Origin of the sequence: Limnobaculum xujianqingii, from assembly GCF_013394855.1 — a bacterium.
Classification (GTDB): Bacteria; Pseudomonadota; Gammaproteobacteria; order Enterobacterales; family Enterobacteriaceae; genus Limnobaculum; species Limnobaculum xujianqingii.
Window position 1 is genome coordinate 2,813,115 of the sequence record NZ_JABMLK010000001.1, and the last position, 14,673, is coordinate 2,827,787.

Below are 14,673 nucleotides of genomic sequence, written 5' to 3' on the forward strand. Positions count from 1 at the left end.
ATGGTTAATAAGACTGAGCTATACAGGAAGGCACTACAGCGCTATGGGGCTGATGCTCAACTTGCCAAACTGGCTGAAGAAGCCAGCGAACTGTCTGCGGCCGTTATCCGTAATTTGTTGTGCCGGGGCGACGAACGAGCCATGGCGGAGGAAATCGCCGATGTCGAGATCATGATCGAACAGCACCGGCAGAATGGAATGGGCCAACTGATTGATTTCTTCAAACAGCAAAAGCTCGAAAGGCTTAATCAGCTACTGAAGGATGGTGGCGTATGAACCGAAAAGAGCTAATCCGCATCATCCACGTGGCTAAACGTGACCTGTGCCTGGATAACGAAACGTACCGATCGCTTCTACTTTCTCATGGTGGAAAGGAATCTACCCTGGAAATGAGTGACGCGGCATTACACCGGGTATTTAGCGCCATGAAAAAGCTGGGTTTTAAGGTGAAAAGTAAACCTGTGCCAGATAAGCCCAAGAGTGCCATAGAGCGACAAATATCCATGATCCGTGGGTTGTGGCTTGAGTTAGCTGATATCGGTGAAGTCCGTGACCGTTCCGATCGGGCGATGAATGCTTTCGTCCATAAGTGTACCGATATTGGTCGGGTTGAATGGATTAGTAGCGCTCAGGCTTCAGCAGTCATTGAAAGGCTGAAGAAGTGGCGCAACCGGATAGCCTGAGGAGGCTTTTATGTCTGATGATTCCATTTTTCGAAGTAAGGGGCCGGAGTTGCTTATTAGCCTGGCCGACCTGATTAACCATATAGCTAAAGAAATGCTGAACCTTAGTGATACACAGGTGCAAGCTCTAAGCCAGGAAGTCGCATTACAGGTGGCACAAGCCTGGGGTGGTCAGTTGGTTTATATGCCTCAGGGAGCACAGCTTGAAACGGCTAAAACGCACCTGGAAATCTTTGAAGCGTTCAATGGTAAAAACCATGCTGATGTCGCCCGTAAGTTCGGTATCTCATTACAGAGCGTTTACCGCATCGTTAAGCGAGTACGCAAAGAGACCCTTACCAAGATGCAGGGTGATCTCTTTGTAGCCAATGATGGTCAGTTTGATGATGACGAAATGGATAACAAAGGGGAGGAATAGCATGGGTGCCTGGCTATTTTTAACCGGGTTTATTATGGGGTTCCTGCTCTGCCTGCATCTGGAACGACAGGCAGAGCGAGAGCATACCGAACAGTACAATAATGGCCAATATGATTGATACCAACAACTGAGGGTATATTGATGGGACGAATTAATAGTGTATTTAAGCTTCCTGTGGAGCTTAGGCAGAAATTGAATACTCAGCTTCGGGATAACAACTTTAGTGATTACGTATATCTGGAATCGTGGTTAAAAGACGAGGGCTTCTTTGTCTCCAAATCAGCGATATTTAGATATGCACAATCTAATAGACTGGAAATTCTTGGTCTGAACGAGGATGAAGGATATGAAAGTAGTTTGCCAGATATGCGTGCAAGATGTTTAGAATCTGCGATAGCAATCAATCATGATGGTGATATAGAATCAGTTTTAAAAGATGCAGATCGTTTTTTAAAATGGATATATTTGGGCTGATTTTTCCTTTCAATATGTGAAACGATTTTTCAGAAGTCGTTTCACCAGTTTCCCTAATTCGACACTTCATTCCATAATTATCACGCAGACCTTGTAGTATTTATCTCACTTCTAATCAGATAGCTGTTGTTTTCGGATTTGGTGCTTTTCAGGCTTATCACACTTATGACAACCACAAAAGCTATGCCTTAAGCAGCACACCTAAACACCCCCATAAAGCAAAAATAGAGGTTACCGCTGAACCAGCAAATCTGACGTTATTTAATCAGCCAACAAGCGCAGCTAAGACAGCTATTCAGGCTCCACCTGTCGCAGTAGAAGTCAGTGCCATTGTTTATAGTGATGATACAGATTTATCTATGGCAACCCTTAAGCAAGGAAGCGAAGAAATTAACTATCGCGTTGGTGAAATGCTTAAAGGTTACAGTGATGTATTTGTTGATTCTATTGATAAAGATAGCATCCACCTGCGTAATAAAGGCAACATGGAAACCGTAAAATTGAAACAGCCTGACTATATGAAAGGACACGCAGTCTAGTCAGGAAGTCCCCCTAACCCCGTTGGTATAATCAGGCAAAAATGTGGAGTTAATCTTCAAGGATGATATCTCTGTAAGGAAGCACGCTATATACAAGCAGGATGTATTAAATGGACAGGCTCACAATCAGGGATGACCTATACCTCTGACATAAAAATCGCAGGAAGCGCTAAGTTAAACAGCAAGGAGCATGTAAAGGAATATCGCACTATCAAGGATGATACAGTAGCAGCCCGTATGCCTCGATATGAAATCTGTTACTGATGTGCATAACATAATGGCCCTATCATTTATGACAGGGCCATTTTTTTATACTACTTGCAGTCTTTCACCAAATTACAGCGCAGCGATAGTTGCCTTCTGCTCCAGCAGCTTGGCTTTATCTTCAATAAAGGACGCTAAACGTTCACGCTCTTTAGCCACTACCGCTTCCGGAGCTCGAGAAACAAAGCCTTCGTTTTCCAGTTTGCTCTCAATTTTGCCAATTTCTTCTTCAATGCGCGTCACTTCTTTCGCCAGACGTTCCAATTCGGCAGCTTTATCTACCAGACCCGCCATTGGAATTAACAGCTCTGCACCTTCTACCAGCTTAGTCACAGAAACCGGACCTTTATCACCGGCTGGCAAAATAGTAATCGACGACAGACGCGCCAGGGTTTTAATAAAGTTCTCGTTTTCCATCACCCGGCTTTGTGCCATCGGATTAGCTTCACGCAGTAACACATCCAGCAGTTTACCCGGCGCAATGTTCATCTCAGCACGAATATTACGTACTGCAACGATCGCCGTTCTAATCCACTCCAGAGAATCTCGTGCTGCTTTATCATCCAGTGCCGCATCATATTCCGGCATTGGTTGCAGCATGATGGTATCTGCCGTGATGTTTTTCAGCAGCTTCACGCGCTGCCAGATAGTTTCAGTGATAAATGGAATGATTGGATGCGCTAAACGCAACAATGATTCCAGTACATGAACCAGCGTATGGCGAGTACCACGCAACTCCGTTTCAGAACCTGAATTCATCACCGGCTTCGCCAGTTCCAGATACCAGTCACAGAACTGGTTCCAGGTGAATTCATACAGAATGTTGGCAGCCATATCGAAACGATAGCTATCCAACGCCTCACGATAGGCTTTCACCGTCTGGTTAAACTCTGCCAAAATCCAGCGATCCGCCAACGAAAGCACCATCTCTCCGCCGTTTTGACCGCAATCCTGATCTTCAGTATTCATTAATACAAAGCGGCTGGCATTCCACAGCTTGTTACAGAAGTTACGATAGCCTTCCAGGCGTTTCATATCCCAGTTGATATCGCGACCGGTTGAGGCTAATGCCGTCAGGGTAAAGCGCAAGGCATCAGTACCATGAGCTTCAATACCGTTCGGGAATTGCTTCTCGGTACGCTTACGGATTTTCTCCGCCAGCTGCGGCTGCATCATGTTACCGGTACGTTTTTCTAACAGCCCTTCCAGAGAAATACCGTCAATCATATCCAGTGGGTCAATAACGTTACCCTTGGATTTGGACATTTTCTGCCCTTCGTCATCACGAATCAGACCAGTAACATAAACGTTTTTAAACGGTACCTGTGGCTTGCCGTTTTCATCTTTAATGAAGTGCATAGTCAGCATGATCATGCGGGCAATCCAGAAGAAAATGATATCGAAGCCACTTACCAGTACATTGGTTGGATGGAAAGTACGTAGATCTTCAGTATTTTCCGGCCAGCCTAATGTTGAGAAGGTCCATAAACCGGATGAGAACCAGGTATCCAGCACATCTTCGTCCTGGGTTAGTACCACATCGGCTGGAATGTTATTCTCTTTACGCACTTCTTCTTCGTTACGGGCAACGTATACGTTACCTTCCGCGTCGTACCATGCAGGAATACGATGTCCCCACCATAGCTGACGTGAAATACACCAGTCCTGAATATCACGCATCCAGGAGAAGTACATATTTTCATACTGTTTAGGTACGAACTGAATATCACCGTTTTCAACCGCTTCAATAGCAACTTTTGCCAGTGGAGCAGTACGTACATACCACTGATCGGTTAGCATTGGTTCAATAACCACACCACCACGGTCGCCATAAGGTACCGTTAAGTCATGTGGTTTAATCTCTTCCAGCAGGCCCAGGCCATCAAAGGCAGCAACTACGGCTTTACGCGCAGCAAAACGTTCTAATCCACGCAGCTCAGACGGCAGTTCATCAGAATAATCTTCACTTGGTTTACCATTGGTATCAAATATTTCTGCGCTATCGCGGATATCACCGTCGAAGGTCAGAATATTGATCATCGGTAGCCCGTGGCGACGTCCAACTTCATAGTCGTTAAAGTCATGGGCTGGGGTGATTTTCACACAGCCGGTACCTTTTTCCATATCCGCATGTTCATCACCCACGATCGGAATACGGCGGTTGACCAGCGGCAGTACCACAAACTTACCAATAAGATCTTTATAGCGAGGATCTTCCGGGTTAACGGCTACGCCGGTGTCGCCCAGTAACGTTTCAGGACGGGTGGTGGCAACCACCAGATAATCTTTACCATCAGCAGTTTTTACGCCATCCGCCAGCGGGTAACGCAGATGCCACATGGAACCTTTGGTTTCACGGTTTTCTACTTCCAGATCGGAAATTGCCGTACGCAGTTTTGGATCCCAGTTAACCAGGCGTTTGCCGCGATAAATCAGGTTTTCTTTATGCAGACGAACAAATACTTCTTTTACCGCATTGGACAAACTTTCATCCATGGTAAAACGTTCACGATCCCAGTCTACCGATGCGCCTAAGCGGCGCATTTGACCGGTGATGGTGCCACCTGACTCTGCTTTCCACTGCCAGATTTTGTCGATAAACGCTTCGCGACCGTAATCATGGCGAGTCTTGTTCTCTTCGGCGGCAATTTTGCGCTCCACTACCATCTGAGTAGCGATACCTGCGTGGTCAGTCCCTGCCTGCCAAAGGGTATTTTTTCCCTGCATGCGCTGATAGCGGATCATGGCATCCATGATGGTCTGCTGGAAGGCATGTCCCATATGCAGGCTACCGGTGACATTCGGTGGAGGAATGACGATGCAGTAGCTTTCTTTGCTGGTGTCGCCATTTGGCTTAAAGTAGCCACTCTCTTCCCAATGTTGATAAAGGGACTGTTCGATCTCTTGCGGGTTGTATGTTTTTTCCATGGTATTTTTATATCATTCAGATGGTTGGCGGCGTTGCCGTAGACAGATTAAAACCGACGCTGCGATAAACTTTATAACGTTCGCGCGCCAACTGTTTTAAATCGTCTTCATGTGGAACAAAGTCTATCACTTCATAGAATGCCGTAGCAAAATCCGGAAATTGACTCTGTAGATTAATCAGAAGATCCCGTGGTGCGTTGCTGCGTTTACCGGGCCAGCACAGCTCCACCGGAGCTCCATATTTAGGGCCTTCACCGGCCAGGTTATGAGGAACAAACTGGTCGGTATCCAACTTCCATAGTGCTTCATCCAACTGCTCTGCCTGTTGTTGGGTTTCGCAAGCTATGAGTACGCGTTTTCCCATGCGCCAACGCTCAGCCGCTACGCTACAGGCCAGCACCTCGCAGGCAGAAAGGCCCTGTGATGAGTTGCTGTGGTCGAGTAGATAAAATGATGCTGTTTTCATAGTTGGTGTTGGAGTTAGCTCTATTTATTGGGATTGCTGATAAATACATTTAAGTCAGCTACTGTGGATATTCCGGCCGTAAGAGCAATGTGTTTATCTCTGCTTTGTGCCTGGCCGGAAGACCGTCTGTACTTAATATCGGAGAGCGTCGGGCCTAGATTCCCTAGGGGCGCTCCGGCAGCTGAAGCTGCTACGACCCCAACGGCAATCTCTCCCTCCGATTAGCTTTCTTAATAACTAAAAAAGGAGCACGTATCCAGTCTGTTTACGATTATCGCTCTTTTATTACTTAATAACTCAAGGAGCACGCATAGCGTGCTCCTTTAATCACATCAATTGACAGGATAATACCATGTCATGCGGGTAACCGAAATAAACAGCACACTGCTTATATCAGTCCCTGTTACTCGTCGTAGCTTTGGCCTGAGCGGTTGAGCAGGAACTGGGTTAGTAGTGCTACCGGACGTCCTGTTGCGCCTTTGGCTTTACCAGAGCGCCATGCGGTACCGGCGATGTCCAGATGTGCCCAGCTGTATTTGCGGGTAAAGCGGGAGAGGAAGCAGCCCGCAGTAATCGCACCAGCAGGACGACCACCGATGTTGGCCATATCAGCAAAGTTAGATTCTAACTGTTCCTGATATTCATCTCCCAGCGGTAAGCGCCACGCGCGATCGCCTGCCTGTTCAGATGCACCAACCAGTTCAGTTGCCAGAGGATTATGATTCGACATCAGGCCGGTGATTTGATGGCCTAGCGCAATGACGCAGGCACCGGTCAGGGTAGCGATATCAATGACCACTTCTGGCTCAAAGCGTTCAACGTAGGTTAATACGTCACATAATACCAAGCGGCCTTCCGCATCGGTGTTCAGTACTTCTACTGTTTGCCCTGACATGGTGGTCAGCACATCGCCAGGACGATAGGCGCGGCCACCGGGCATGTTTTCACAGCCCGCCAGTACCCCAACGATATTGAGCGGTAGCTTCAGCTCTGCGGCTGCACGCATTACGCCATAGACTGATGCCGCGCCGCACATATCATATTTCATCTCATCCATGCCTTCGGCAGGTTTGATAGATATACCGCCCGAGTCAAAGGTCAGCCCTTTACCCACCAGAACGATAGGTTTGGCATCGGTCACCGGATTGCCTTTGTATTCAATCACTGACATCAGCGATTCATTCTGAGAACCATGACCTACCGCCAGGTAAGCATCCATTCCCAGCTCTTTCATCTGCTGTTCACCAATCACTTTGGTAACGATGTTTTCGCTGAAAGCATCAGCCAGTTGACGAGCCTGAGAAGCCAGATAAGCGGCGTTACAGATATTTGGCGGCATATTGCCCAAATCTTTCGCCGCTTTAATACCGGCAGAAATCGCCAGACCATGTTGAATAGCTTTTTCACCACAGGTCAGTTCGCGGCGGGTTGGTACGCTGAGTACCATTTTACGCAATGGGCGACGAGGCTCAACTTTGTTGCTTTTCAACTGGTCGAAAATATACAACGCTTCTTTAGTGGTCTCGACCGCCTGACGGACATTCCAGTAAGTATTGCGCCCTTTTACGTGCAGCTCAGTCAGGAAGCACACCGCTTCCATTGAACCGGTATCGTTCAGGGTATTGATGGTTTTCTGCACTACTTGTTTGTACTGGCGCTCATCAAGTTCGCGTTCTTTACCACAACCGATTAATAAAATTCTTTCTGAAAGTATGTTTGGTACATGGTGTAACAATAAAGTTTGACCAACCTTACCTTCCAGTTCACCACGGCGGAGTAACGCACTGATATAGCCATCGCTGATCTTATCCAACTGCTCGGCTATGGGTGACAGACGACGAGGTTCAAAAACACCGACGACGATACAGGCGCTACGTTGTTTTTCCGGGCTACCACTTTTTACACTGAACTCCATGCACTCTCCTGAATCTTAAAGAGACAAGGCAGGTGAGTTATGGATAGAATAGACACATCCGTAACGCCCCTGCGGTTTTTATTAACGTGACACAAATAGTGTTAATATTTTATGCCCATTAATACTATTATTAGCAATATAGGCTGCCATTATGGTAGATGTTAGTAAAAATGGCGAATTAACGATGAAAGTATCGGCTTTCCTGTAAAAAAACAAGTTTTCACAGGCGTAATTAACTTGATAATCATTAGATATCTGATCCGGGAGACATTCAAGAGTCAAATCGCAATCCTGTTTATCCTACTTCTGATCTTTTTCTGTCAGAAGCTGGTACGGGTTTTGTCGATGGCTGTTGAGGGAGATATCCCGACGAACTTAATTTTTTCTTTGCTGGGCCTCGGTATTCCCGAGATGGCGCAACTCATTCTGCCTCTGAGCTTATTCTTAGGCATTTTGATGACCTTCAGTAAGCTGTACTCGGAGAGTGAAATCACCGTGATGCATGCCTGCGGCTTAAGCAAAAACGTATTATTGATTGCCGCACTGGCTCTCTCGATACTGACTGGCGCTGCTGCCGGGATAAACTCAGCCTGGCTAGGGCCATTGTCCGCAGTGAGTCAGGAACGAATTATTGCCGATGCCAAAGCCAACCCAAGTTTAGGCGCTCTGGTTGAAGGGCAATTTCAGCCATCTCAGGATGGCAACGCGGTGCTATTTGTTGGCAAAGTAGAAGGCAACGAATTTACTGATGTTTTTCTGGCGCAGTTACGCCCTTCAGGCAATCAGCGTCCTTCGGTTGTAGTGGCAGATAAAGGCCATATCGTTGAAGATCCAACCGGCAATCAGCGTATCTTTTTAGATACCGGCACCCGTTATGAAGGCACCGCCCTGTTGCGTGACTTTCGCATTACCGATTTCACCCACTATCAGGCAGTTATCGGACATCAGGAAGCCATGTTTGATGACAGTGACGTAGAGCAAGCCAGCATGTCCTCACTGATGGCCTCAGACAGCCATCAGGCTAAGGCCGAGTTGAACTGGCGTTTAACGCTGATTATCTCTGTGCCATTGATGGCTCTGCTGGTAGTACCGCTAAGTGAAGTGAATCCACGTCAGGGTCGCGTAGTCAGTATGCTACCGGCAATGCTGCTGTATTTAATCTACTTCCTGCTGCAAAGCTCATTAAAATCGAATGCCAGCCGTGGAAAAATCGATCCGATGATCTGGGTTTGGGTGGTTAATCTTGGCTATTTAGCCTTGGGTATTTTACTAAATCTGTGGGATAGCATACCTTCCCGCCGCCTGCGTGCCCGGCTGAGAGGAGCGGTTTAATTTATGTTCAGCGTTTTAGACCGTTATATCGGCCGCACCATTTTCAGTACCATCATGAGTACCCTGTTTCTGCTGGTCAGCCTGTCCGGAATCATCAAATTCGTGGATCAGCTGCGTAAAACTGGTAAAGGTGACTATGATGCTCTGGGTGCGGGCCTCTACACCCTGTTAAGCGTACCAAAAGATATCGAAACCTTTTTCCCGATGGCGGCACTACTGGGTGCACTATTAGGATTAGGGGCGCTGGCAACCCGCAGTGAACTGGTGGTGATGGAAGCCTCTGGCTTTACCCGGATGCAGATCGCAACCGCAGTAATGAAAACCGCTATTCCTCTGGTATTGCTTACCATGGCGATTGGCGAATGGGTTGCTCCAATAGGTGAACAAACCGCTCGTAATACCCGCGCTCAAATGATGTACGGTAGTTCACTGCTTTCTACTCGCGACGGAATATGGGCAAAAGATAAAAATGACTTTATCTATATCCAAAACGTAGTGAAAGAAGACGAACTCTCCGGTGTCAGCATTTATCATTTTGATAAACAACGTAAGCTGCTGTCGGTACGCTATGCCGGTACCGCCACTTACGATAAAAACAGCAATACCTGGCAGCTATTCCAGATAGATCAATCCGACCTCAGCCAGCCAAATAAAATTGTGGGTACTCAAACCCTCAGTGAAGAATGGCAAACCAACCTGACGCCGGACAAGCTGGGGGTAGTCGCCATGAACCCGGAATCCCTGTCCGCCAGCGGGCTGTATGAATACAGTAAATATCTGAAGCAAAGTGGACAAGAATCTGCACGCTATCAGCTGATTTTCTGGAACAAGGTGCTGTCACCCATATCGGTGGCAGTAATGATGCTGATGGCGCTGTCCTTTATTTTTGGTCCATTGCGCAGCGTGCCAATGGGTATTCGGGTGGTCACCGGTATCAGCTTTGGTTTCATCTTCTATGTGCTTGACCAAATTTTTGGTCCGCTCAGTCTGGTATATGGTGTACCGCCATTTATCGGCGCGTTATTACCAAGCCTGCTGTTTTTGGCTATCAGTATTTTCCTGCTTAAACAAAAACGCTAAGTGTCTTCAAATGGCGGTGATAACGAATATCACCGCCATTTTACTTTCCCTGCTAATTATTAAAGAAGATTAAAGAGCATTGAAACACTCTATGCTCACGAGTAACATGCCTCTATTAACGATTGATTAACTTACAGGGAAAGCACCTTTATCATCATGAAATTATCATTGTTGCCCAAATTGCTTTTGATTCTGGCCGTGCTATTCAGCGCACCGGGGTTTGCAATGGCTACAAATCATGATGCCTCCTGTGCCCCGGTATCCGTTACTCAGGAACACCATACCTCAATGTCACAGCATGATGCTCCGGTAGATCACTGCAATGATAATGCGCATTGTATGCTCTGTTTTTCTGTCGTTCCTTCTATGTCATTTTCTGTTTCTGCCTCAATAGGTCATGAGCCTTATCTGAACTCTGCTGTCAGTTGGCACTCCCGCTCACTTCAGCCAGAGCCCCATCCTCCCAGAAATCTCAACGTTTAAATTATCTCGTTTAAACCTGTTAAAGCGACTTATCGGGCTTTTGTCTGTATTTCTGCTTTAGCCTTCAGATTTCAATCGCATGATGCAGTTACAAGCGCATCATTGCTCTGTTCACCATCGACGATGAACAGTATGAGGATAACATTATGAACCGCAGACTATTTTTAACTAAACTTGCAGCGGCAGTAGGCACTATGGCCGCTGCTAAAGTGATGGCACAGCCTCACCATATGGAAAAGATGTCCTCCGGACATGGCATGGGAAACATGTCCCGTCACGATATGGGCAATATGCCAATGGGGGGAATGCATAACGGCAATTTACTGCCAGAATCCGCTTTGCCCAAAAACCTGCCGCTACCAGATTTAAAAAAGCTGCTTAATACCAACGATAAGCCTGGTTATTTCAGCGCATCCCTTACGGCTAAACCGGTTCGGGTACAGTTAACCCCACAGGTAGAAACCGAATTCTGGGCCTATAACGACCAGATCCCCGGCCCTGCCATCGAAGTGTTTGAAGGGGATACGGTAGAAATTCTGTTTAAAAATGAATTACCGCAGCCTACTACCGTACACTGGCACGGATTACCGGTTCCACCGGATCAGGATGGCAACCCGCAAGACGAAGTCGCTCCCGGTGCTTCTCGCGTGTATAAATTCACTCTGCCAGAAGGCTGTGCCGGTACCTATTGGTATCACCCTCATGGACATAACACCGTGGCTGAACAGGCATTTCGTGGTCTGGCCGGAGTATTTATCGTTAAGCCAAAACAGGATCAGCTATCGCATATTCCTGTACAGAACTGGCTAATCTCCGATTTAAAACTCAGTGAAGACGGTCAAATTGCACCAAACTCCATGATGGACTGGATGAACGGTCGGGAGGGGCAGTTTGTTCTGATCAACGGTGCATCACATCCGGAAATCACGCTGAATCAGGCAACCCGTGCCCGCCTGTGGAATGCCTGCTCGGGGCGCTACCTTAATCTGTCGCTGAACGATGCGGATATCTACCTGATTGGTACCGATGGTGGCCTGTTGGAACAGCCTTATAAGCTCACCACCCTGTTGCTAACACCGGGTGAACGAGCTGAAATTCTGGTGGTACCAAAAAAATCCGGCACCCAAAGCCTTCAGGCATTGGCTTACGATCGCGGCAAGATGGGTTGCACTACTGAAGAAGTCACCCGCTCACTGGCATCCATTAAGCTGAAAGAGAGCTCATTGCCTGAATTACCGCAAAAACTGGCCAGTCTGCCAAATATCGGCAAAGCCAGCGCGGTAAAAACGCTGGAATACACCGAAACCATGGATATGGGCAAAGGCATGTCCGGGATGAACTTCCTGATTAACGGTAAAAAACACGATCCAAAACGTATCGATCTCACCAGTAAAGTGGGTGAAGTCGAAGAATGGGAAATCTTCAATAACTCCCATATGGACCATAACTTCCATCTGCACGGCACGCAATTTACCGTGGTCAGCTACCAGCTCAACGGCCAGTCGCGCCTGCCGGAATATATCGGCCATAAAGACACCATTAATCTGAAACCTAATGAGCGAGTACGCATTAAGCTGGTTCAGCAGCATAAAGGCTTACGTATGTATCACTGTCATATTCTGGAGCATGAAACCCTGGGTATGATGGGACAGTTGAATGTGATTTAATCACCGACTGGCAAAATATTAGTGACAGAAAAGTCCGGCCGAACAATCGGCCGGATAATCATAATCAGATTTGATAACGTTAAACAATCGATATATCCCAGCGAGTTTCAATGACTAATGGCCTATCCACCGTCACTATCGTCGGAGCAGTATTCACGCTATTTGGTGGTCCGGACAGTGGCTCAACACAGGCAGCATCTGGCTGTTTATTGAATACCACCATCGATGGCGCCGCTGATGACATGTTTAACTGAAGCTTACCCGGCCACAGTAACGTGGCAGACATGCCATTATTGAAGCCGAAACAGTCGTCCCACGGGCCCGGCTGTGGTTCGATTCGTTTGCCAGTGGGCAGTTCGTTATCACCAGGCTCTTCTTGCCAGTCTGCATTAAAGCTAACCTGTAGCTCATCATCCTCATGACCAGGCTGAGCCTGCGTTACATATTCAGTGTCACTAGTCCACTTGGCAAACCACGGGTGCCAACCAGCCGCCGCAGGGAACGATTCATTCTCTGTTTTAACCATCAGGCTGACCAACAGTGCATCTTCCTGTAGTTCAAAACGTTGAATCACCTCGCCACGCCAAGGCCAGGGATGCTCTAATTTAAAGCTAAACGTGGCTGAATCCGCAGAGGTTTCTATAATTTGCCAGGGAGCAAAACAGGCCATACCGTGCAGAGCATGGGGGTTTTTGTTCATGGGCAATGAATAACGCTGCCCCTCAAACTCCAGTTGTGCATTTCCCATTCGCCCCACCCATGGAATCATGGGGAAACAGCCATATTGAAAAGCACGTCGCTGTGGATTCCACTGGCGCAATAACTCATAACCAAATGCATTAAGTGAAGTTAAACGACAGCCATCTTCAGGATATATCACCGCCTTAATAGCGCCTTTACTGAGTACCACTTTTGGCCCACGTGGGCCAGCCCATGGGGCATCAAATGCTTGTCTGACTGCCATATAGGGGTTGTTATCTAAAACCATAGTCATCTTTATTCATCCTCTGTTCGCAATATTTTTAATCATTATTTAGTTTGAGGGTCGCCGTAGTTCACGCGAATTAACTGCACGCAAACTAAAGAGATAACGGATATTCCGGCAAAATAGGCGGCAACATACCAGGGTTTACCATCACCTAACGCCAGCAACGATGAAGCAATTAACGGCGTCATCCCACCGAGAATGGCGGAAAACTGATAGGCAAACGACAAACCGGTATAACGCACTTTGGTACCAAACATACGGACAAACATGGTCGGCTGAACGGCAAACATCATGGTTGGGCCAAAGTTATAGCCAACAATCATGGCAAACCAGATAACCAGCGGCTGCTGGGTTTCCAGCAACAAGAAGAATGGGAAGGCGAACAGCATACAAAAAGCTGCACCGGCCATATACAACGGCCGCTGCCCTACCCGGTCGGAAATCCAGCCAATTAGCGGACAGCTAATTAAACCAATCGCCGAGGCGATCAACATCCCCGTAAGAGGAATTTGTCTGTCCATTGCCAACTGAGTTGATAAATAAGCAATACCAAACGCATTGATAATATTAGAAGAGACGGTTTCTGCTAAACGCGCCCCCAGCGCCAAAAAGATATTGCGAGGATGACGGCGAAACAGCTCAATAATCGGTAATGACTCTTTTTTCTTCCACTGCTGTCCGTTGTCATCTCGCTGAGCCATCGGTACCGTCAGAATTGCCTGTTTCTCCGCGATCACTTCCCGTTTAGCATGTTTGAAGTCACCCGTTTCTTCCGTGTGAATGCGGATATACATACCAACAATCAGCATCACCGCCGATAGCAGGAAAGGAATACGCCATCCCCAGGACATAAACTGCTCCTGAGTCAGCAAACCATTACATAAAGCAAACACCCCGGTTGCCAGCATAATTCCGGCAGACGCCGCCGTTTGGGGCAACGACCCCAGAAAACCGCGCTTACTCTGAGGGGCCGATTCGATGGTCATCAGCGCAGCTCCGCCATACTCACCGCCTAAACCAAAGCCTTGAACCAGCCGCAGAACCACTAATAGTGCAGGAGCCCAAACCCCGGCATTGGCGTAAGTGGGTAATAATCCGATTAAGAAAGTAGATATACCTACGATCACCAGCGTCCAGATCAGGGTAACTTTTCGGCCAATCTTGTCGCCATAATGCCCAAAAACAATACCCCCCAATGGACGGGCCAAAAAACCTACGCCAAAGGTAGCAAACGCGGCGATGGTACCAACCACTGGATCTTCCTGTGGAAAGAATAGTGGGCCAAATACCAGCCCTGCTGCCGTACCAAAAATGAAAAAGTCATACCACTCCAGCAGAGCACCCGCGAAGCTGGCGGCAACCACCTTACGCATGGCGGCATCAGGTAATCCATCGTTGGCAATATGATTTTTATCCATATCCATACTCTGTTCCTC

At 47.4% G+C, this 14,673-nt stretch carries 14 protein-coding genes; 9 read left to right on the forward strand and 5 right to left on the reverse strand.

The genetic code is table 11. The features are described 5' to 3' along the window. From GOL65_RS13015 to GOL65_RS13035, 5 genes are all read left to right on the forward strand, one after another. Entirely contained in the window at positions 1-276 is a 276-nt protein-coding gene (locus GOL65_RS13015) for a nucleoside triphosphate pyrophosphohydrolase family protein (RefSeq protein ID WP_407657484.1), read from the forward strand. Then, complete coding sequence (locus GOL65_RS13020; RefSeq protein WP_140919154.1) at positions 273-683, forward strand: gp16 family protein; 411 nt, start codon at positions 273-275, stop codon at positions 681-683. The genes GOL65_RS13015 and GOL65_RS13020 overlap by 4 nt, the downstream gene beginning before the upstream one ends. A 10-nt stretch (positions 684-693) precedes the next feature. Beyond that, positions 694-1,101, forward strand: coding sequence for a Mor transcription activator family protein (locus tag GOL65_RS13025; RefSeq protein WP_140919155.1), 408 nt, complete (start codon positions 694-696; stop codon positions 1,099-1,101). A 141-nt stretch (positions 1,102-1,242) separates the two neighbouring features. Further along, on the forward strand, positions 1,243-1,575 hold the full coding sequence (locus GOL65_RS13030) for a phage protein Gp27 family protein (protein ID WP_140919156.1): 333 nt from the start codon (positions 1,243-1,245) through the stop codon (positions 1,573-1,575). Positions 1,576-1,799: 224 nt separating this feature from the next. Next, positions 1,800-2,114 carry a type II secretion system protein N gene (locus tag GOL65_RS13035; RefSeq protein ID WP_228723120.1) on the forward strand — a complete coding sequence of 105 codons (315 nt, stop codon included), beginning with the start codon at positions 1,800-1,802 and terminating at the stop codon, positions 2,112-2,114. 336 nt (positions 2,115-2,450) lie between these two features. On the opposite strand, the gene GOL65_RS13040 is transcribed toward GOL65_RS13035, so the two are convergent. The 3 genes from GOL65_RS13040 to pepA form a co-directional block, all read right to left on the reverse strand. Then, positions 2,451-5,306: a valine--tRNA ligase gene (locus GOL65_RS13040; protein WP_140919158.1), complete on the reverse strand. Its 2,856-nt coding sequence runs from the start codon at positions 5,304-5,306 to the stop codon at positions 2,451-2,453. 16 nt (positions 5,307-5,322) lie between these two features. Then, on the reverse strand, positions 5,323-5,772 hold the full coding sequence (locus GOL65_RS13045) for a DNA polymerase III subunit chi (RefSeq protein WP_140919159.1): 450 nt from the start codon (positions 5,770-5,772) through the stop codon (positions 5,323-5,325). Positions 5,773-6,175: 403 nt separating this feature from the next. After that, positions 6,176-7,687, reverse strand: a complete 1,512-nt coding sequence (gene pepA / locus GOL65_RS13050; protein WP_140919160.1) for a leucyl aminopeptidase — start codon at positions 7,685-7,687, stop codon at positions 6,176-6,178. Between the two features lie 237 nt (positions 7,688-7,924). Between pepA and lptF the strand changes: the two genes are divergently transcribed. The 4 genes from lptF (at position 7,925) to GOL65_RS13070 (ending at position 12,249) form a co-directional block, all read left to right on the forward strand. Further along, positions 7,925-9,019 (forward strand): LPS export ABC transporter permease LptF, encoded by a 1,095-nt coding sequence (gene lptF / locus GOL65_RS13055; RefSeq protein WP_140919161.1) that lies wholly within the window; start codon positions 7,925-7,927, stop codon positions 9,017-9,019. A gap of 3 nt (positions 9,020-9,022) precedes the next feature. Continuing rightward, positions 9,023-10,099: an LPS export ABC transporter permease LptG gene (gene lptG, locus GOL65_RS13060; RefSeq protein ID WP_140919162.1), complete on the forward strand. Its 1,077-nt coding sequence runs from the start codon at positions 9,023-9,025 to the stop codon at positions 10,097-10,099. A gap of 225 nt (positions 10,100-10,324) precedes the next feature. Continuing rightward, positions 10,325-10,582 (forward strand): hypothetical protein, encoded by a 258-nt coding sequence (locus GOL65_RS13065; RefSeq protein WP_140919163.1) that lies wholly within the window; start codon positions 10,325-10,327, stop codon positions 10,580-10,582. A gap of 146 nt (positions 10,583-10,728) precedes the next feature. Further along, the gene (locus GOL65_RS13070) at positions 10,729-12,249 is read left to right on the forward strand and encodes a multicopper oxidase family protein (protein ID WP_140919164.1); all 1,521 of its coding nucleotides are present in this window, start codon (positions 10,729-10,731) and stop codon (positions 12,247-12,249) included. A gap of 79 nt (positions 12,250-12,328) precedes the next feature. Here GOL65_RS13070 and GOL65_RS13075 read toward each other — a convergent pair whose 3' ends face one another. Both GOL65_RS13075 and GOL65_RS13080 read right to left on the reverse strand, forming a co-directional pair. Beyond that, positions 12,329-13,243 (reverse strand): aldose epimerase family protein, encoded by a 915-nt coding sequence (locus GOL65_RS13075; RefSeq protein WP_140919165.1) that lies wholly within the window; start codon positions 13,241-13,243, stop codon positions 12,329-12,331. Between the two features lie 35 nt (positions 13,244-13,278). Beyond that, on the reverse strand, positions 13,279-14,655 hold the full coding sequence (locus tag GOL65_RS13080) for an MFS transporter (RefSeq protein WP_140919196.1): 1,377 nt from the start codon (positions 14,653-14,655) through the stop codon (positions 13,279-13,281). Between the last annotated feature and the right edge of the window lie 18 nt (positions 14,656-14,673).

Bases quoted from the DNA above. Each gene is read 5' to 3' on its own strand.
- GOL65_RS13015 (WP_407657484.1), top strand. From the start codon at position 1: ATGGTTAATAAGACTGAGCTATACAGGAAGGCACTACAGCGCTATGGG.
- GOL65_RS13020 (WP_140919154.1), top strand. From the start codon at position 273: ATGAACCGAAAAGAGCTAATCCGCATCATCCACGTGGCTAAACGTGAC.
- GOL65_RS13025 (WP_140919155.1), top strand. From the start codon at position 694: ATGTCTGATGATTCCATTTTTCGAAGTAAGGGGCCGGAGTTGCTTATT.
- GOL65_RS13030 (WP_140919156.1), top strand. From the start codon at position 1,243: ATGGGACGAATTAATAGTGTATTTAAGCTTCCTGTGGAGCTTAGGCAG.
- GOL65_RS13040 (WP_140919158.1), bottom strand. From the start codon at position 5,306: ATGGAAAAAACATACAACCCGCAAGAGATCGAACAGTCCCTTTATCAA.
- GOL65_RS13045 (WP_140919159.1), bottom strand. From the start codon at position 5,772: ATGAAAACAGCATCATTTTATCTACTCGACCACAGCAACTCATCACAG.
- pepA (WP_140919160.1), bottom strand. From the start codon at position 7,687: ATGGAGTTCAGTGTAAAAAGTGGTAGCCCGGAAAAACAACGTAGCGCC.
- lptG (WP_140919162.1), top strand. From the start codon at position 9,023: ATGTTCAGCGTTTTAGACCGTTATATCGGCCGCACCATTTTCAGTACC.
- GOL65_RS13065 (WP_140919163.1), top strand. From the start codon at position 10,325: ATGGCTACAAATCATGATGCCTCCTGTGCCCCGGTATCCGTTACTCAG.
- GOL65_RS13070 (WP_140919164.1), top strand. From the start codon at position 10,729: ATGAACCGCAGACTATTTTTAACTAAACTTGCAGCGGCAGTAGGCACT.
- GOL65_RS13075 (WP_140919165.1), bottom strand. From the start codon at position 13,243: ATGACTATGGTTTTAGATAACAACCCCTATATGGCAGTCAGACAAGCA.
- GOL65_RS13080 (WP_140919196.1), bottom strand. From the start codon at position 14,655: ATGGATAAAAATCATATTGCCAACGATGGATTACCTGATGCCGCCATG.